Here is an 18,806-nt window from a genome sequence, read left to right on the forward strand (position 1 = left end):
ATTTCATATAAGATGGGAAGGCACAGAGTGGAGAAAATAGGCGCGACTCTGCAGAAACAGCGCGAGCTGAAGATCTACTTGGTAAAGTGATTTTTTTACCAAGTTAGCTGAAGCGTGCCTTCCGAAAGCAAGCCGATTTCCGCAGAGGAATAAACATTATTCCTCATCTTTTATAGATGTTCAAACAAAAGTGACACCATCACTTAAAAGATAAATTTAAAAATGACGTTCGTGAATTTTTTTCTACTCACCAACGTCATATATTTTACCATCATCATTTTTAATCATGAACTTCTATGGTTAACTCTTTAGTTTCATCTCCACTTTGAATTTGCAGTTGAACATTGCCTTGCTCTTTAAAAGTATAGGGTGCTAATTGGTAAATACCTTTTATTTGATGACTTTCTGTTAATGATGAGATAGATGTATTTCCTAATGGCGTTAATTCAGTTTCCCATGTTTCTTTTGTTCCAGAAGGATAGTTAATTACTATCTCTGCTTTTTCTTCATTTAATGTATCCCATGTGACTAAATGAAGGTGAACTTCTTCGTCTTTTTTCACTAGCTGATCAGCATAATAACCAACCTCTCCGATGTCTCCAAATACTGTATAATTTTCTCCTTCGACTTGTATATCTAGATAAGGCGGTTGATACGTTACTTCATAATAAATGCCGTAACCAAGAAAGCCTATCGACAAAACTGTTAAAACAATTATCGTCTTTTTATATGTTCCTGCTTTGAAACTACTCATCATAGATGAATAAGGGGTAAATTTATCAGCAAGTAGAAAGATTATTAATAATAATAATGTTGCAATTCCAAGTATAATAAATGTCATGATTATCACCTCCTTATATAATTGTACGTCCAAGGGTTCTAGGTGGTTTCAAATTCACTTGAAAAATCGTAACAATATTTAAGTTAACTTATTAATAATAAACGGGATAAAAGGAAGAACGATTAATACTGAAAATACATTAAATATAACAGCAATATGTGCCAGCTGCTGTATTGGTTCTGTGGCTAATTGAACAGCGATCGATTGCAAAAATGAATAGAAGGGAACGGCGATACAGACTGTTATAATGTTAAAAGCTGTGTGTGTGATGGCAACAAGTTTCGCTTGTTTTGAAGCCGTGATTGCTGCGATTAAACCAGTCACACAAGTACCAATATTGGAACCCAATATAATCGCAATAGCGTTTGCTAATGGAACTACTCCTTCCTGTACCATCGCTGCAGTTAAAGCAAATGTTGCGCTGGACGATTGAAGAATGGCACTGGCGATTGTGCCAATAACAATTCCGTTGACTACATATTCGTTTGTAGTGAAAATTTCTGTAAAAGTGAAGGTTCGATTGACAATGGGCATTAAAGATTGAAAACCATTCATTGCAATAAAAATACTACCCAGGCCTAAACAAACACAACCAAAATAATAAATTTTTTGTTTATTTAAAATGAGACAAATTACGCCAATTACAAAAATTAAAGGATATGGGAGTATATGATTGATTGTTAGTAATTCACCTGTCATTGTGGTACCAATGTTTGCACCAAGAATAATGCCTATTGTTTGTTTGTAAGTTAATACATCAATCGTTACTAGACTAATCGTAATGATTAATACAACAGAGCTACTTTGTAGCAAAGCAGTTGCTGTCATACCGATTAGAACACTTTTAACCAGATGATTGGTACTTGATGAAATCCAATCTGTTAATCTAGATTCCGTATAAAATATTAATCCATTTTGTAACAAACGCATGCCCATGAAAAATAGTATTAGATATACACCTAGATAAGATAGCAGCTCCATTCGTTAACCTCCTCTTATTAACGATATGGACAGGACATGACATTCATGAAAAAGCCAATAGATAAAATCAAAAGTTGACCTGGAAAAAACCTTATATTATAATATGGTAGAGGCATATGTACACCTTACATATGTCATATTAAATTGTTGATGCTTCGGAGGGAGGGAAATTAGCATGTCAAACACAACTCGCGTTCGTAAAAACGAGTCTCTTGAAGATGCTCTTCGTCGCTTTAAACGCAGTGTATCCAAATCTGGTACATTGTCTGAATATCGTAAGCGTGAATTTTATGAAAAACCTAGTGTTCGCCGTAAGAAAAAATCTGAGGCAGCTAGAAAACGTAAGTAATTCTAATTGCATGAATGGAAAGTTCTTTTTTTCCTAAAAGAGGGTGTAGAAGTAGAATGTCATTATTAGAACGTCTTAATCAAGATATGAAAGAAGCGATGAAAAGTAAAGATAAAGAAAAACTAAGCGTTATACGTATGGTGAAAGCATCTTTACAAAATGAAGCGATTAAACTTGGTAAAGACGAGTTAACAGAAGAAGAAGAGATCACTGTTTTATCAAGAGAGGTAAAACAAAGGAAAGATTCCCTCCATGAATTTAAAGAAGCTGGACGCGATGATCTTGTAGAAAAATTAAATGATGAATTAAACGTTTTACAAGTATATATGCCTGAGCAGCTTTCAAGTGAAGAATTAGAACAAATTGTTTTACAAACCATTCAAGAAGTAAATGCTACTTCTAAAAAAGAAATGGGTAAAGTAATGGGTGCGCTAATGCCTAAAGTAAAAGGTAAAGCAGATGGTACGGAAGTAAAACAACTAGTACAAAAACACCTATCATAAATCTGTTTATTTTAATGGTTTTATAACAAATAATCCCCTATCGCATCTATTTCGTGATAGGGGATTATTTTTAACTAAGTTGTTTAATAATATGTACTGTATTATTAAATGAAACTTAATTAAGAAACTTATTGAAAAAATTATGAAAACATGGAACTTTTTAATTTTTATGCTCGTAGATAGTATACATAATGGTTTAGTGGAGGGGAGGGGTAATGTGAAAAAACTAAATTTATTAATAATCATCCTCTGTGTTAGCTTTCTTGGAATAATTGGTTTTCATTCAAATGATAGCGCCTATGCAGCAGGTTCTGGCGATGGTAAGCTCGTATATGTCATTCCAATTGAAAAAGAAGTAGAAAGAGGTTTACAAGCGTTTTTAGACCGAACAACTTCAGAAGCTGTAGCAGCGAATGCTGATCATATCATTTTCGAATTGAATACACCTGGTGGACGTGTAGATGCAGCAAATGATATAGCTGAGTTATTGCAGGATTTAAATATTGAAACCACTTCATTTATTACAAGTCAAGCGCTATCTGCTGGTTCTTATATCGCGCTGAATACAGATAATATATACATGAAACCACAAGCAACAATGGGTGCAAGTGGGGTCATTAATTCAGATGGAACTGCAGCTAATAAGAAGGCGCAATCAGCTTGGTTAAGTGCAATGCGCAGTGCAGCAGAGTCAAAGGGAAGAGATCCTTTATATGCAGCAGCTATGGCAGATGCTTCGGTTGATTTGCCGGAATATAATGCTGGGGAAGGTAAGTATTTAACCCTTGGTCCACGAGAAGCCGTAGAGGTAGGTTATGCCAAAGCGGTAGTTAATCATCGTACCGCATTGTTGAATGAACTTGGACTTAGTAATGCGAAAATTGTTGAAACAGAAGTAACTTTTTCAGAAGAGCTAGCCCGTTTCTTTACAAATTCAACTGTCGTACCGATTTTATTATCATTAGCCAGCATTGGTTTAATTGTTGAATTATATTCACCAGGATTTGGAATACCTGGATCAATTGGACTTGTATCGCTTGTTTTATTTTTCTACGGACATATTGTTGCTGGCTTTGCTGGTTACGAAGCAATTATTCTATTAATTTTAGGTCTTGTCTTAATTATAGCTGAGATCTTTGTTCCTGGTGGTATCATCGGCCTCCTAGGTGTAGGTGCATTGGTTGGTTCGTTATACATGTCAGCAGTTGATATCGGTCAAATGAGTATAAGTATTGCTATCGCTTTTGTTGTAGCAATCATTACAGCTGTGTTAATGTATAAATTAATTGGTTTAGAGAAAGGTTTTCTAAGACATATTATCCTTAATGATGCGACAACGACTGAAAAAGGTTACGTATCGTCTGTCAATCGTTTAGAACTGATTGGATTAGAAGGCACAACCGTTACCCCACTTCGACCAGCTGGGACAGCTATATTCAACGGTGAAAGACTAGATGTTGTTTCTGAGGGAGGATATATCGCTAGTCAACGACCAGTTAAAATTATGAAAACAGAAGGTTCTAGAGTAGTTGTAAGAGAAATTGACACGAATTAGGAGGAAACAATAAAATGACAAACGAACAAATTTTATCACTCGTCATTATTGGAATCATCATTATAGCGGTCGCTATATTATTCACGTTTATTCCAGTGATGCTATGGATTAGTGCTTTAGCGGCAGGTGTGAAAGTTAGTATTTTTACATTGATTGGTATGCGATTACGTCGAGTAGTACCTGCTCGAGTAATTAATCCGTTAATCAAAGCACATAAAGCCGGATTAGATGTCAATACGAATCAATTGGAAAGTCATTACTTAGCTGGTGGTAATGTTGACCGTGTGGTAAATGCATTAATTGCTGCACAACGTGCCAATATTGAACTTAGTTTTGAGCGTGCCGCAGCGATTGATTTAGCTGGACGTGACGTTTTAGAAGCTGTTCAAATGAGCGTTAATCCAAAAGTAATTGAAACACCTTTTATTGCTGGTATTGCAATGGATGGAATTGAAGTAAAAGCAAAAGCACGAATTACAGTTCGTGCAAATATCGATCGTTTAGTCGGTGGTGCTGGAGAAGATACTGTTATCGCACGTGTAGGTGAAGGTGTAGTAAGTACAATTGGTAGTTCAGAAGCACATACGGCGGTATTAGAAAACCCGGATTCTATTTCTCATAATGTGTTAAATCGAGGGCTTGACGCTGGAACTGCATTCGAAATTTTATCCATTGATATTGCTGATGTAGATATCGGTAAAAATATTGGTGCTATTCTTCAAACTGATCAAGCTGAAGCTGATAAGAATATTGCACAAGCGAAAGCTGAGGAACGTCGTGCAATGGCTGTTGCGCAAGAACAAGAAATGGTTGCACGTGTACAAGAAATGCGCGCGAAAGTTGTAGAAGCCGAAGCGGATGTACCACAAGCATTAGCTGAAGCATTGCGCTCAGGCAATATGGGTGTCATGGATTACATGAACTATAAGAATATTGATGCAGATACAGATATGCGCGATTCTATCGGTAAATTATCAAATGATGATTCAGATGAAGAATAAGTTAAAACATTCGATGCCGTTCATTTGTAAAGGAGTGATGGCAAGTGGATAATATTTTGACGATCCTTACCTTGTTATTTGCAGCAGGTGGTGGGTTGTTAAGTTTATTCGGGAAAAAGGATGAGGAAGAGGAAACAAAATCATCTCCTCGTCCAACACAATCAAGAACGCAGCAAAAACCTGTTGAACGGCCGGAAAAGACGCAAAAGCCAAGACAGTCAGCTGAATTGCAGACTTATTTTGATGAAAAACAAGAACAATTGAAGCAATTACAATCGAATCTCGGTGTGGATCCTGAATCAAGCCAATATGAACAAGCATTGCAAAAGTATCAAGAGTTGAAAGTAAAGAAGGAATCCAAACCGAAAACAAAGCAAAGAAAAACAGCTTTTTCAGTTGCAAGAAATATTTCAAAAGAAGGTTTAGCTGAAAGTGTGATTATGTCGGAAGTGTTAGGCCCACCAAGAGCTAAAAAACCATATCAACAAAAAAAATATACCAAACAATAACTGTCTTCCCAGATTACATGGTGTTGGGAAACAACCAATACTGTTATTAGTAACGTCACCCCAATAGTTGAGGTGGCGTTTTTTTATATGGAGATAGTACATATCACCTTTAGGAATAAACATGACAATGAATGGCTAGAAAAAGCGAGGGGAGTTAAACCGTAGTTATTGTCAATATAACTCGAAAGCTTAAAGATTGGTATAAAGCGAAGTAATATATATTTAAAACAACTCCCTATACAACAAAAGTTTTGTCAGAGCCTCTTTTTGCACCTCAATCGCCAAATTCACTTCAGGTACTAAAAATAGACAAAGTGCAAGTACTTGAAGATCAATAAAAATAACAGCTTCCCTTTTCCTAGTTCTGTTTCTTTTTAACCATACATATATTAAAGATGGAGGAGGGTATCTGGATGAATAGATGGCATCAACGAATCGACAATTGGTTAACCAATCATCTGAAATTACCTTCTGATGTGGTATTGGAGTTGCCTAGAGTCACAACTATTGGGCAATTTCATGCTTACATAGAAAATCATCAAGGTTTAATAATCTTTAACGAAGATGAAATTCAGTTAAAAATGTCTAAAGGAAAGCTTAAAATAACAGGGCGAAATTTTGTCATTAAGACACTTTTACCTGAAGAAATCTTAATTGAAGGCATAATCTCTACTATTAGTTATGTAACACAATGATATTGAAGTCGTAGTTAGCATTTTTCGTAGGCATAAACAATTACAAAAGAGCAACGACTGTTTGCGGTTTAAACCACCTCAGGCATGCATTTAACAAAAGTTAGCTATTGGAGGCAATAAAATGAATAATATACAGGCCACTTGGTTTAGAGGGTATGTACAAATACAAGTAGTTGGATATCATCCAGAGCTATTTTTTGATTTATGTGTACGAAATAATATTAATGTGTGGCATATAAAAAAAATAGATCAAACACACTGCTTGGGGAATATCTACATTCATGATATAAAAAACATGCGGAAATTAAGAAAGCAAACCCGTTATAAAATTTCTTTTATAGAAAAAAAGGGCATACCATTTATATGTAAAAGAACGACAGCAAATAAACCATTTGTACTTGGATTAATAGCTAGCTTACTATTAATCATCTTGTTATCGAATATGGTATGGAAAATTAATATTGAAGGTGTCCGACCGGAAATTGAGAAACAAATACGTACCACACTTGATGAGAATGGGATTTATGTAGGGAAACTGAAATTCTCGATTCAGTCAGTTGGCGATATGCAACAATTACTCTTAGATGAAATTCCAGAATTACTATGGGTTGGTGTAAAAGAACAGGGAACCACGTATGCACTAGAAGGAGTAGAGAAAACACAGGTGTCTGAAAGAGAACAACCTTCCCCACATGATATTATTGCAGCAAAATCAGGTGTTATTACTGAAATGTATGTATCAAAAGGAAGACCTTTAGTGGACTTGAATGATTATGTAAAAAAAGGGGACAAGCTAGTAGCGGCTGATCTTTCACAAGGAAAAGAAGAGGCAGAAGAAGAAGAAGACACATCAAACAAAAATCAAGTAGCTGCCCAAGCGGATATTTACGCAGATACTTGGTACGAATCTAATGTTACCATCCCATTAGAAGCAGACTATCAAACGTTATCGGGAGAAATGACAAGCAAGTATTTCATAAATTGGGGGAAAATAGCTTTACCAATCTGGGGTTTTTTTCAACAAGAATTTGAACAATCACAAGCTGAGATTGAAAAAAAGTCTATTCACTTTTTTCAATGGGAATTGCCGATTAATATTATAAGAAAAGATACATATGAACAAAGACATGTCCAAGAAAAACGTACGCTTGCTGAGGCAAAAACTGCTGGCATATCACAAGCAAAAAAAAATTTACTACAGCAATTAGGACGGGAAGCTGAAATTAAAAGCGAAAAAATTTTGCACGAAACTTCTGAGAATGGTAAAGTAAAATTACGCTTATACTTTACCGTTAAGGAAAATATAGCAAAAATACAAGACCTTTCTCAAGGAGATTAGTTTATGTCAGAAGCCTTACATCTTATTGATTTACAAATTACAGATCCAAATGAAGCACTTGCCTTATTTGGAGCAGAAGACAAACATTTAAAACAGATCGAACAACAATTGCAAGTGTCGATTATTACACGTGGCGAGCAAGTTCGTATTTCTGGAAATGAACAAGAAGTTGTTTTAATTGAAGAAATCTTACATGCGTTATTAAAAGTAATTCGAAAAGGACTGACGATTTCTGAAAGAGATGTCGTTTATGCAGTAGAACTTGCAAAAAAAGGTAAAATACATCAATTTGAAACACTGTTTGAAGATGAAATTATAAAGAACGCAAAAGGGAAACCCATTCGTGTCAAAACATTAGGTCAGCGAAGTTATGTTAACGCAATTAAAGCACATGATTTAGTGTTCGGTATTGGGCCTGCTGGAACCGGAAAAACTTATCTAGCAGTGGTCATGGCAATACAAGCACTTAAGAGTGGAAGCGTCAAACGAATTATCTTAACAAGACCTGCAGTAGAAGCTGGAGAAAGTTTAGGTTTTTTACCAGGCGATTTAAAAGAGAAAGTAGACCCTTATTTAAGACCGTTATATGACGCCCTTCATGACTTGTTAGGAACTGAATATACCTTGCGATTAATTGAGCGTGGTACGATTGAAATTGCGCCACTTGCTTACATGCGAGGTCGAACATTAGATGATGCGTTTGTTATATTAGATGAGGCGCAAAATACAACACATGCACAAATGAAAATGTTTTTAACACGATTAGGTTTTGGATCTAAAATGGTTATCACAGGAGATATAACACAGGTCGATTTACCAAATGGTGTGCAATCTGGATTAAAAGTAGTGGAATCCAAATTAAAAGACGTTTCGGATATATCTTTTATTTATTTACAACAAGCAGATGTTGTTCGTCACCCACTTGTCCAAAAAATTATAGATGCATTTGAATAAATATACAAAAGCAGACCTGGATTCAGGTCTGTTTTTGTGTATTTCTAGTTATAAAATAGGCTCTATACTAAATGTGGTGGTATCTCTTGATTTCTCAAAGCTTCCATAGAAGTAAAAAAATACAAGCAACCCCTCTCTTTTGTTCCCCTAAAGTTGTAGACAAAAAGAAAATGGAGAGGGAAAGCGTGCAAAACAATTTGATTATAATGAGGAAAAGACTGCCAAAGAAGGGTAGAGGCATGTCTGAAAGAAAAGAGAACATCAAATATAGACGCTTTTCACAAGGTCGCAAAAACATTTAAACGTTGGAAACAAGAAATCCTGCAATCGTTTATGTATCCTTTTAATAATGGTATATTGAGGGTGTGAACAACACAATAAAAGTGACGAAATGCATATCTTATGGCACTAAGAGTTTTGAGCGATTGAAAAAGAAGATACTGGGGCGTCAAGAGATAAGAAGCGTCTTATTATAAAAGTACCTTAGCAGAGGAAATATGCGAGACTCCTACGGGAACAGCAAATGTTTTCGATGGGACGAGTAATCGCAGTCCCACGAGCCGAAGATCCACTTGGTTAAGCGTCTAGAAGTTAGACGAAAACCGTCACGTCCTGTGTGCCCGAGGCCATGCCCGAGGAAAGCGAGTATATTTCCATTGCGGTTCAGGTGCAAGTATGATTAATAATGTAAGTGTAAAAAAAGAGATGGTGGAGTGAAAATTACGCCACCACATGTGCCAGAGAACCATAAAATATCCCTAGATTAATGATGAAAGCTATACAATAATACGCTTTCCGTGTATGATAAAAGTAAAAACATGTCATTACGTTTTATCAAAGATAGATTACTGGTTTCTATTAGATGAAAAAGGGGAAATATACATGAACGACAAGTGGCGCAAGTTTTTTCATACCATGTTGACACAAAATCATTTTATCGTCATTATTTTAGCTACACTTGTTATCGGAATAATCTTTTTCTTATTTATGTTGACAAATGTATACACAAAAACGTATGATATCAATCGATTTAGTAATGCAAAGGAAACGATACGTTCTCCCATTACCATTGAGGATACCAAAGAGACAGAAAGAAGACGCAGAGAGGCCATTCAAGCAATTGATGATCGCTATTATATATCCTCTGAAATAACAGAGGAACGAATTGGTTATGTAGAAGAGATATTTGATGCAATTAAGACTTTAAAATCGCAATCGAATTCGACATCAGAGGAAGAGGAGCTAACAACAGTCGATTATGTACAAGATTTACAACAGATGCTCAGTCCTGAAATTATTGCTCAGATTGATCAGAAAACACTGTCTGTCCTGTTTGATGCAAATGAAAATGATCGTTCCATCTCAAAAGAGCTAGTAACAACAACCTTGCATACTATCTTTAATGAAGGCATCAGAACAGAAGATGTTACTGATTCGTTGGATCGTTTTAATGAACGATTGCGTTTTTCTAGTTTATCAAGTAAGGTAAAATCTGCTTTATCGGATGTCGCGTCATTTGCTATTGTAGAGAATTCATTTTTTTCTGTTGAACAGACAAATGAAGCAGAAAAACAAGCAGTCAATAATGTTGAACCCGTCACCATCCGTGCGGGAGAGGTGATAGTTCAAGAAGGACAAACAATCACAAATGAAATTTATGAGCAATTAAAGTTAGTAGGGCTGTTAAATGATGACCGAAACATATATCCAGTTATTGGATTGTTCATGCTTGTTTTGTTAATAATAGGTTATATTTTGTATGATCTAACACACCTAAACAAACAGATTGAAGTCGGTATTCGATCGTGTCTTGCTTTTATCATTATTAGTTTATTAATGGTTGCGTTCATGAAATTTGTAAGCTATTATGCAACAGAAACGAATCCTTTGTATTATCTGCTACCAGTTCCTGTGGGTGCCATGCTGATAAAACTATTGTTTCGTGAACGCACAGCTGTTACATTTGCCATCGTATTCTCGATTATTGGTAGCGTTATTTTTAATGGACAGATTCCTGGAGCATTAAATATTGAGGCCGGTTTATACTTTTTAATGTCGCAGTTAGGTGCGATATTATTTATCTATAATACGAAAGACCGTCCTGCAATCTTAAAAGGCAGTATAGGACTTATCGTTATTAACATTTGTGCGGTGTCACTATTTTTATTTCTATCGTATGAAAAGTACGAATGGACAAACTTCTTAGTTTTTGGTGGCTATGGTGCGGCGTCTGGTTTAATTGCCTCTGCATTAACTTTAGGCAGTCTCCCATTTTTAGAATCAGGATTAGGAATTTTGTCTGACTCGAAATTATTAACATTGGCAAGTCCAAATCATCCATTACTAAGAAAAATACTGACAGAGGCGCCTGGAACGTATCATCATAGTGTGATGGTTGCTAATCTTAGCGAGGCCGCTTGTGAAAAAATAGGAGCAAATGGGTTATTGGCTAGGGTAGCATCTTATTACCATGATCTTGGTAAAACAAAATATCCCCACTATTTTATTGAAAATCAAATGGGTATTCAAAATCCGCATAATTTTATAGAACCAAAGCAAAGCGCTGCCATTATTATGGCTCATCCCTATGACGGAGCTAAGATGCTAAAACAATATAATATGCCGAAAGCGTTTATCGATATCGCCAAACAACACCATGGCACAACTTTGCTGAAATATTTTTATTACAATGCGAAAGAGACATATAAAAAAGTAAATGAGGAAGAGTATCGTTATCCTGGTCCTAAACCGCAAACAAAAGAGGCAGCTATTATTGCGCTATGTGACCCAGTTGAAGCAGCAGTAAGATCTATGGACGAGCCGTCGAAAGAAAAAATTGATCAGCTAATCGAGAATATTATTTATGACAGATTAACGGATGGTCAATTGAATGAAAGCTCGTTAACGTTTAATGAGTTAGAAATGGTTAAAATAACAATTAGTGAAACGTTGAATGGCATTTACCATTCAAGGATTCAATATCCTGATGATAAAAAATTGAAGGAGGAAGCTTAAATGCATATTGATTTCCATGATGAAACAAATCAAGTAACTGAAAAATATATCGATCTTATCCAAAATTTAATAAGTTATGCGGCTGAGCAAGAACACGTGACGCAGGAAGCAGAAATATCAATTAATTTCGTTGATAATAATGAAATTCAAATCATTAATCGAAATTACCGTCAAATTGATCGCCCAACAGATGTTATTTCTTTTGCATTAGAAGAGTCCGGTGAAGGTGAAATAAAGGTGATCGGAGAAGATATCCCACTTGTACTAGGAGATATTGTTATCTCCATCGACAAAGCACGAGAACAAGCGGGAGATTATGACCATTCATTAGAAAGAGAATTAGGGTTCTTGGCATTACATGGTTTTCTTCATTTATTAGGCTATGATCATATGAATGAGGCGGATGAAGAAAAAATGTTCAATAGACAAAAGGAATTGTTAAATGGGTTTGGGCTCTCGCGGGAATAAACCACATCGCATTGGATTTAGGTTCGCCTTACAGGGCATACGCTATGCGTTTGCGGCCGAATGGAATGTGAAAATGCATGTGTTTGCCTTTATAGCGATTACGATCATTAGTGTCTTATTTCAAATCTCACCTTTTGAATGGATGATGGTTTTCCTAGTAAGTGGTTTAGTCATCATTACTGAACTATTAAACACAGCAGTAGAGCATTTGCTTGATTATCTAACACCTGAACAACATCCAGTAGTAGGTCAAATAAAAGATGTTACCGCTGGTGCAGTTTTTATTGCAGCTATTGTAGCAGTTGCTGTTGGGTTTGTTATTTTCTTGCCGAAAATTATCGCATTGTTTTAATTAAAACGTGCACATGTTGTAGAAAAAGAACGAAATATTAATGTTCAAAAAAGCTATAAGATCTTTTGTCGAACGTATGAAATTAACGCTAAAATATAGTAAAATAATTGCAAGAAGTAGTTAATGGAGGATGCACCATGGAAAAGTCATATAAATCAGGGTTTATTACAATTATTGGCCGACCGAATGTTGGAAAATCTACATTTATCAATCGAGTAATAGGCCAAAAAATTGCTATTATGAGTGACAAAGCACAAACTACTCGTAATACGATTCAAGGTGTACTTACAGAAAAAGACGCACAATTTGTTTTTATTGATACACCAGGTATTCATAAGCCAAAGCATCGTTTAGGCGATTTTATGGTTAAAATAGCAGAAGGTACGTTAAATGAAGTAGATGTCGTTATGTTTATGATTAATGCAGAAGAAGGTTTCGGTCGTGGTGATCAATATATTATCGACCGGTTAAAAAATATTAAACGCCCGATTTTTCTAATTATAAACAAAATTGATCAAGTACATCCAGATACCTTACTTCAACTCATTGATCAGTACAAGGACAAGTTGTCATTTGCAGAAATCATTCCTATTTCGGCATTACAAGGAAATAATGTAACGCATTTATTAGATGTTCTGAAAAGTCATTTACCTGAAGGACCACAATATTACCCAGAAGATCAAGTGACAGACCACCCAGAACGTTTTATTATGAGCGAACTTATTCGAGAAAAAGTACTTGAGTTAACGAGAGAAGAGATACCACATTCTATTGCTGTAGTAATTGAACAGATTGACGAGCAAGAAAATGAGAAATTGCGCGTCCAAGCGACTATTGTCACGGAAAGGAAATCACAAAAAGGGATCATTATTGGTAAACAAGGTACGATGCTTAAACAAGTCGGTGTCAAAGCAAGAAAAGATATCGAATCCTTGTTGGGAACCAAAATTTACCTCGAACTATGGGTGAAAGTGCAAAAAGATTGGCGAAATCGCCCCCAGCACTTGCAAGCATATGGATTCACAGAAGATGAATATTAATGTCTGGTAAATATTTTTACTCATGCTTTGTTGTCAAAAGGAAATTCTATAAGTAAGTAATTGAAACATCAATTAATCATTTCTCAAATGGAAAGGTGGGGTTTCTTGTGATTGACTTACCTTGGAAACTTTTCAGTCAAACAGGAAACATAGAAACCTATTTACTAATGAAAGAATTAGAAGCAGACACTAATGATGGTTTAGAAGCTTATGTTGAAGATGATATAGAGGAATATGATCATAATTTTTAATTTTTAAGCTGCTGTACTGTTTTGGCAATGAGGCGAGGGATTGGTGAAACCGTTGTTTGAAAAAATAGAAGGAATCATTATACGAACACAAGATTATGGGGAAACACATAAAATCGTAACGTTATTTACAAAAGAAAAAGGTAAAATCGCTTGTATTGCAAGAGGTGCTAAAAAACCAAAAAGTAGAATGGCTGCCGTTACGCAGCCTTTTATTCATGGTTCATTTTTAATTCAAACAGGCTCTAATCTTGGTACGATGCAACAAGGGGAAATTATTGTTTCGTTTCGTAAAATAAGAGAAGATATCATAAAAACAGCTTATGCAAGTTATTTAGCTGAGCTAACTGATAAAATGTTAGATAAACAGTCATTTGAAGGGTATCTATACCAACAATTCATTTTTTCCATGCAAGCAATAGAGATGGATAAAGATCCTGATATTATCATGCTAATGTATGAATTAAAAGTATTTGATAAAGCTGGATTTGCACCAGTAGTGAATAGATGTGTAAACTGTGGCCGAGTGGAAGCAAGTTATGCCTTCTCTATAAAAGAAGGCGGATTTCTTTGCAGCCAATGCTTATCCATTGACCCTCAAGCAGTGCACTTGTCAGAAACGTTAACTAAACTATTTCAAATTTTTTCACAAGTAGATTTACAACAGATAGGTAATATTTCCGTTAAACCGGAAAACAAAGCGTTGCTAAAACAATTGATGGAAGCTTACTATGATCAGTATGGAAGTTATTATTTGAAATCAAAAAAATTTTTAAAACAATTAGATACATTTAATTATTGGTATGAGAATTAAACGTGTAAACTTGTCTCACTTGCGTGGTTGCTTGACAAATAACAAGTTTTGTCTTATGATCTGTAATACAAAATGACATTTTACGTTGATAGAAAGTAGTACTTCTATCCATTCTATTCTAGCGAGTTCAGGAAAGTGGAAGCTGAACATAGAACATAGAGGGAAGGCATTCTGGAGTAATCGTATGAAAGTGGTTATCTATACTAGTTAGATAACAAGTAGGGTGGAACCGCGGGAATCCCGTCCCTATAGCTTAAATATTTGAGCTATAGGGACGGGATTTTCTTTTGTTCATTAAACCTGAAACAAAATATGTGATTCAGTAAATGGAGGTAAGAATATGAATATTCAAGAGATGATATTAACATTACAGAAACACTGGTCAGATCAAAACTGTATTTTAATGCAGGCCTATGACGTAGAAAAAGGGGCTGGTACGATGTCACCGATGACATTGTTACGCAGTCTTGGTCCTGAACCATGGAATGTTGCTTATGTAGAACCATCAAGACGACCAGCAGATGGTCGCTACGGTGAAAATCCGAACCGTTTATACCAGCATCATCAATTTCAAGTAATTATGAAACCATCACCTGACAATATTCAAGAATTATACTTAGAATCTCTCAAAAAACTAGGAATTGATCCTTTGGCGCATGATATTCGTTTTGTTGAAGATAACTGGGAAAATCCAACTTTAGGTGCTGCAGGACTAGGATGGGAAGTTTGGTTAGATGGCATGGAGATTACCCAATTTACCTATTTTCAACAAATTGGTGGCTTGGAAGCAAAACCTGTGTCTGTTGAGATTACTTACGGAATGGAGCGACTTGCTTCCTATATTCAAGACAAAGAAAATGTCTTTGAATTAGAATGGACCGATGGAGTAACGGTAGGAGATATTTTCTACCAGCCAGAATTTGAGCATTCTACTTATACATTTAAAGAATCGGATACCGAGATGTTATTTGACCTGTTTGCTACATATGAGAAAGAAGCACAGCGTATCATGGGGAAAGGACTCGTCTTTCCAGCGTATGATTATGTATTGAAATGCTCGCATACGTTCAATTTACTTGATGCAAAAGGTGTTATTTCAGTAACAGAACGAACAGGTTATATTGGACGTGTTCGAAATCTTGCCCGAGAAATTGCTAAATTATATGTAGAAGAGCGTGAACGCTTAGGTTTTCCAATGTTAAAAGAGGAGGGAAAACAAGATGTCAACAACTAATATTCTATTCGAGATTGGATTAGAAGAAATGCCAGCTCGTTTTTTATCAGATGCAGAAGTTCAATTAAAACAAAAAACGCAGCATTGGCTAACTTCCATTCGCTTACCTTATGAAAGCGTGAAAACATATGTAACCCCACGAAGATTAGCAGTTGTGATTGAAGGATTAGCTAATAAGCAATTGGATCAAGAAGAAGAAGCAAAAGGTCCTGCCAAAAAAATAGCTGTAGATGAGGAAGGGAATTGGTCTAAAGCAGCTATTGGTTTTTCTAAAGGGCAAGGAAAAAGTGTAGATGATATCTATTTCAAAGAGGTTAATGGCACATCTTATGCATTTGTTAATAAATACATTCAAGGAGCGTCAGCAGAAGTATTATTAATTAATTTTAAAGATGTCATTATGGATCTTACTTTTCCAAAGAATATGCGTTGGGCTGGTAAAACAATGCGATTTGTTCGTCCGATTCGCTGGCTTGTGGCTTTAAATCAATCGAACATTATTCCGTTTGAAATTGGCGGTGTGTCAACATCTAATTCCACTTATGGGCATCGTTTCCTCGGTGAACAAGTCACTATTAAGGATCCTTTAATGTATGAAGAATTATTAGCTACTCAATATGTAATAGCAGATAGTAACGAGCGTAAAGAACGCATTTCTGATCAGATCAAGCAGCTTGAACAAGAAAAAGGCTGGCATATTCCAATGGATAGTGACCTTTTGGAAGAAGTTACACAATTAGTTGAATATCCAACTGTATTTTATGGTACATTTAACGACAAATTCTTAACGATACCTGATGAAGCACTGATTACATCCATGAAAGAACATCAACGTTATTTTCCTGTGCTAAGTGACAATGAGGAGCTTCTCCCTTATTTTGTAGCAGTAAGAAACGGTGATAATAGATCTATTGAAGTAGTTGCTAAAGGAAATGAAAAAGTACTGAAGGCGAGATTATCCGATGCGATGTTCTTTTTTGAGGAAGATCAAAAACATTCCATTGAACAATATAACGCTAAGTTATCGCGGATTGTATATCAAGAAAAACTAGGTACAATTGCAGATAAAGTTCAACGTGTTAGAGCACTAACAGATAAAATAACCACGTTGCTTGATGTTGATCAAACGACAAAACAAAATGCATTACGTGCTGCGGAAATTAGTAAATTCGATTTAGTAACTAACATGGTGAATGAATTCACCAAACTACAAGGTATTATGGGTGAGAAATATGCGCGTCTATTTGGGGAAAATGAGCAGGTTGCAAAAGCAATAAACGAACATTACATGCCTCGTTCTGCCAATGATGCATTACCTCAGTCGACAGAGGGGGCCGCAGTTAGTATTGCAGATAAATTAGATACAATTATTGGTTGCATTTCTGTCGGAATTATACCATCTGGATCCCAAGATCCTTATGCTTTAAGAAGACAAGCCATTGGTGTGTTGCAAATCTTACAACAAACTGGTTGGGACGTTACAGTAGAAAAATTAATTGATGTAACAAAAGAGCTTTACCAAACACTTGAAATCGAAAAATCATCAGAAGATAATATTGATGAAGAAATCAACTCGTTCTTCTATGCTAGAGCTTCCTATATTTTAAGAGAGGCGACAAGTGAGCAAGACATTATTGAAGCTGTATTGGCAAATGGAATTGGGAATATTTCTTTTGCCTATAAAAAAGCAGCATTGTTAACCGATAAAAGACATGATACTAGCTTTAAAGATACACAAGAAGCACTTGTTCGTGTGCTTAACCTAGCTAAAAAAGGAACAAATTCAGGTGTTGACGCTACGTTGTTACAGAATGCACAAGAACAAAAACTTTATGATAACTTTCAAGCAATTAAAGTGAAATACCAAGAGCAAATCCGAGCATATGAAGCAACACAGTCACTGGAAACATTAAGTCAGTTCACACCATTTATTCATGACTTCTTTGATCATACAATGGTGATGACAGATGACGAACAATTAAAAAATAATCGTTTATCCTTGTTAAATGAAATTGCTGCTTTAATCAATCAATTTGCTGATTTAAGTAAAATTGAATGGAAGCAACAATTAAATGCCTAAGCAAATGAAGGGTTGAAATTATGAAGTCAATCATCTATTTAGTATCTGATTCTGTAGGGGAGACCGCAGAGCAAGTTACCAAAGCGGCATTATCACAATTTCTTAATCGAATGGAGCATGAAATTGTGCGTATTCCATTTGTAAAAGAAGTAGCAAAGTTAGAGTCAGTTATTAATCATGCAGTGCATGACCATGCTATTATTGGTTATACGTTGGTAAATCCAACTTTGAGAAAGTACATGGCTGAAAAATCAAAAGTATTGAATGTTGTTGCAATTGATATTATTGGACCTGTGCTTGATGGGATGGAAAGATATTTTCAACAAAAGCCTGAATTAAAACCCGGGTTGGTCCATAGATTAGATGAAGCATACTTTCGTCGCGTTGAGGCAATCGAATTTGCGGTAAGGTTTGATGATGGACGAGATCCAAGGGGGATTGAAGAAGCAGATATTATTTTACTTGGAGTATCTCGGACTTCTAAAACTCCCTTATCTCAATACCTTGCTTTAAAAAGTTTTAAAGTTGTTAATGTGCCAATTGTTCCAGAGGTAGAACCATCGGAAGTGTTGTTTCATGTACCAGCAGAAAAATGTGTAGGCTTAAAAATTAATGCTGGAAAATTGCATGATATTAGGCGTGAACGATTAAAATCTTTAGGGTTGAAACAAGAGGCAAGCTACGCCACATTTGAACGGATTAATTATGAACTTGACTATTTTCAATCTATTATAGATCGAATCGGTTGCCCATGTATTGATGTGTCGAATAAAGCTGTAGAGGAAACGGCTAATTTAATTTTACAAATGCAAACACCGATGTAAAAAG

19 protein-coding genes, 1 pseudogene and 1 other annotated feature are annotated in these 18,806 nt (G+C 35.7%); of the genes and pseudogenes, 18 read left to right on the forward strand and 2 right to left on the reverse strand.

Translation table 11 applies throughout. From position 1 onward, the window contains the following. Window positions 1-280: 280 nt before the first annotated feature. Both DES48_RS00380 and DES48_RS00385 read right to left on the reverse strand, forming a co-directional pair. On the reverse strand, window positions 281-841 hold the full coding sequence (locus DES48_RS00380) for a hypothetical protein (RefSeq protein ID WP_113865960.1): 561 nt from the start codon (window positions 839-841) through the stop codon (window positions 281-283). 78 nt (window positions 842-919) lie between these two features. Then, a complete protein-coding gene (locus DES48_RS00385) occupies window positions 920-1,822 on the reverse strand; it encodes a Na/Pi symporter (protein ID WP_113865962.1) in 903 nt (300 codons plus the stop codon). 175 nt (window positions 1,823-1,997) lie between these two features. On the opposite strand from DES48_RS00385, the gene rpsU reads away from it, so the two are divergent. From rpsU to DES48_RS00485, 18 genes and pseudogenes are all read left to right on the forward strand, one after another. Continuing rightward, a complete protein-coding gene (rpsU, locus tag DES48_RS00390) occupies window positions 1,998-2,171 on the forward strand; it encodes a 30S ribosomal protein S21 (RefSeq protein WP_067837072.1) in 174 nt (57 codons plus the stop codon). Between the two features lie 56 nt (window positions 2,172-2,227). Continuing rightward, window positions 2,228-2,674: a GatB/YqeY domain-containing protein gene (locus DES48_RS00395; RefSeq protein WP_113865964.1), complete on the forward strand. Its 447-nt coding sequence runs from the start codon at window positions 2,228-2,230 to the stop codon at window positions 2,672-2,674. 217 nt (window positions 2,675-2,891) lie between these two features. Next, window positions 2,892-4,229, forward strand: coding sequence for an NfeD family protein (locus tag DES48_RS00400; protein ID WP_245911247.1), 1,338 nt, complete (start codon window positions 2,892-2,894; stop codon window positions 4,227-4,229). A 14-nt stretch (window positions 4,230-4,243) separates the two neighbouring features. After that, complete coding sequence (gene floA, locus DES48_RS00405) at window positions 4,244-5,230, forward strand: flotillin-like protein FloA (protein WP_079708461.1); 987 nt, start codon at window positions 4,244-4,246, stop codon at window positions 5,228-5,230. 44 nt (window positions 5,231-5,274) lie between these two features. Then, the gene (locus DES48_RS00410) at window positions 5,275-5,739 is read left to right on the forward strand and encodes a hypothetical protein (RefSeq protein ID WP_113865969.1); all 465 of its coding nucleotides are present in this window, start codon (window positions 5,275-5,277) and stop codon (window positions 5,737-5,739) included. Window positions 5,740-6,152: 413 nt separating this feature from the next. Then, entirely contained in the window at window positions 6,153-6,434 is a 282-nt protein-coding gene (gene yqfC / locus DES48_RS00415; RefSeq protein WP_113865971.1) for a sporulation protein YqfC, read from the forward strand. Window positions 6,435-6,555: 121 nt separating this feature from the next. Then, window positions 6,556-7,773: a sporulation protein YqfD gene (gene yqfD, locus DES48_RS00420; RefSeq protein ID WP_113865973.1), complete on the forward strand. Its 1,218-nt coding sequence runs from the start codon at window positions 6,556-6,558 to the stop codon at window positions 7,771-7,773. 3 nt (window positions 7,774-7,776) lie between these two features. Next, on the forward strand, window positions 7,777-8,727 hold the full coding sequence (locus tag DES48_RS00425; RefSeq protein ID WP_079708465.1) for a PhoH family protein: 951 nt from the start codon (window positions 7,777-7,779) through the stop codon (window positions 8,725-8,727). Between the two features lie 228 nt (window positions 8,728-8,955). After that, window positions 8,956-9,203 (forward strand): annotated as a pseudogene (locus tag DES48_RS16535) (transposase); the annotation flags it as partial. A 406-nt stretch (window positions 9,204-9,609) separates the two neighbouring features. After that, window positions 9,610-11,742 (forward strand): HD family phosphohydrolase, encoded by a 2,133-nt coding sequence (locus DES48_RS00445; protein ID WP_113865979.1) that lies wholly within the window; start codon window positions 9,610-9,612, stop codon window positions 11,740-11,742. Further along, the gene (gene ybeY, locus DES48_RS00450; RefSeq protein ID WP_113865981.1) at window positions 11,743-12,210 is read left to right on the forward strand and encodes an rRNA maturation RNase YbeY; all 468 of its coding nucleotides are present in this window, start codon (window positions 11,743-11,745) and stop codon (window positions 12,208-12,210) included. After that, window positions 12,185-12,562, forward strand: a complete 378-nt coding sequence (locus tag DES48_RS00455) for a diacylglycerol kinase (protein WP_113865983.1) — start codon at window positions 12,185-12,187, stop codon at window positions 12,560-12,562. The genes ybeY and DES48_RS00455 overlap by 26 nt, the downstream gene beginning before the upstream one ends. Before the next feature lie 137 nt (window positions 12,563-12,699). Beyond that, the gene (gene era / locus DES48_RS00460; RefSeq protein WP_079708470.1) at window positions 12,700-13,602 is read left to right on the forward strand and encodes a GTPase Era; all 903 of its coding nucleotides are present in this window, start codon (window positions 12,700-12,702) and stop codon (window positions 13,600-13,602) included. Window positions 13,603-13,709: 107 nt separating this feature from the next. Then, the gene (locus tag DES48_RS00465; RefSeq protein ID WP_079708471.1) at window positions 13,710-13,853 is read left to right on the forward strand and encodes a YqzL family protein; all 144 of its coding nucleotides are present in this window, start codon (window positions 13,710-13,712) and stop codon (window positions 13,851-13,853) included. 43 nt (window positions 13,854-13,896) lie between these two features. After that, window positions 13,897-14,664, forward strand: a complete 768-nt coding sequence (recO, locus tag DES48_RS00470; RefSeq protein ID WP_342769922.1) for a DNA repair protein RecO — start codon at window positions 13,897-13,899, stop codon at window positions 14,662-14,664. Window positions 14,665-14,740: 76 nt separating this feature from the next. Next, window positions 14,741-14,915: a binding site (T-box leader), on the forward strand. An 89-nt stretch (window positions 14,916-15,004) separates the two neighbouring features. Continuing rightward, on the forward strand, window positions 15,005-15,898 hold the full coding sequence (glyQ, locus tag DES48_RS00475) for a glycine--tRNA ligase subunit alpha (protein ID WP_079708472.1): 894 nt from the start codon (window positions 15,005-15,007) through the stop codon (window positions 15,896-15,898). Further along, the gene (gene glyS / locus DES48_RS00480; RefSeq protein WP_113865985.1) at window positions 15,885-17,978 is read left to right on the forward strand and encodes a glycine--tRNA ligase subunit beta; all 2,094 of its coding nucleotides are present in this window, start codon (window positions 15,885-15,887) and stop codon (window positions 17,976-17,978) included. Before glyQ ends, glyS begins: the two co-directional genes overlap by 14 nt. Before the next feature lie 17 nt (window positions 17,979-17,995). After that, a complete protein-coding gene (locus tag DES48_RS00485) occupies window positions 17,996-18,802 on the forward strand; it encodes a pyruvate, water dikinase regulatory protein (RefSeq protein ID WP_113865987.1) in 807 nt (268 codons plus the stop codon). Window positions 18,803-18,806: the final 4 nt, after the last annotated feature.

Source organism: Paraliobacillus ryukyuensis, assembly GCF_003315295.1.
In the GTDB taxonomy this organism is placed as follows: Bacteria; Bacillota; Bacilli; order Bacillales; family Amphibacillaceae; genus Paraliobacillus; species Paraliobacillus ryukyuensis.

Bases quoted from the DNA above. Each gene is read 5' to 3' on its own strand.
- DES48_RS00385 (WP_113865962.1), bottom strand. From the start codon at position 1,822: ATGGAGCTGCTATCTTATCTAGGTGTATATCTAATACTATTTTTCATG.
- yqfC (WP_113865971.1), top strand. From the start codon at position 6,153: ATGAATAGATGGCATCAACGAATCGACAATTGGTTAACCAATCATCTG.
- ybeY (WP_113865981.1), top strand. From the start codon at position 11,743: ATGCATATTGATTTCCATGATGAAACAAATCAAGTAACTGAAAAATAT.
- DES48_RS00445 (WP_113865979.1), top strand. From the start codon at position 9,610: ATGAACGACAAGTGGCGCAAGTTTTTTCATACCATGTTGACACAAAAT.
- DES48_RS00425 (WP_079708465.1), top strand. From the start codon at position 7,777: ATGTCAGAAGCCTTACATCTTATTGATTTACAAATTACAGATCCAAAT.
- yqfD (WP_113865973.1), top strand. From the start codon at position 6,556: ATGAATAATATACAGGCCACTTGGTTTAGAGGGTATGTACAAATACAA.
- era (WP_079708470.1), top strand. From the start codon at position 12,700: ATGGAAAAGTCATATAAATCAGGGTTTATTACAATTATTGGCCGACCG.
- DES48_RS00380 (WP_113865960.1), bottom strand. From the start codon at position 841: ATGACATTTATTATACTTGGAATTGCAACATTATTATTATTAATAATC.
- glyQ (WP_079708472.1), top strand. From the start codon at position 15,005: ATGAATATTCAAGAGATGATATTAACATTACAGAAACACTGGTCAGAT.
- rpsU (WP_067837072.1), top strand. From the start codon at position 1,998: ATGTCAAACACAACTCGCGTTCGTAAAAACGAGTCTCTTGAAGATGCT.
- DES48_RS00395 (WP_113865964.1), top strand. From the start codon at position 2,228: ATGTCATTATTAGAACGTCTTAATCAAGATATGAAAGAAGCGATGAAA.
- glyS (WP_113865985.1), top strand. From the start codon at position 15,885: ATGTCAACAACTAATATTCTATTCGAGATTGGATTAGAAGAAATGCCA.
- floA (WP_079708461.1), top strand. From the start codon at position 4,244: ATGACAAACGAACAAATTTTATCACTCGTCATTATTGGAATCATCATT.
- DES48_RS00455 (WP_113865983.1), top strand. From the start codon at position 12,185: ATGGGTTTGGGCTCTCGCGGGAATAAACCACATCGCATTGGATTTAGG.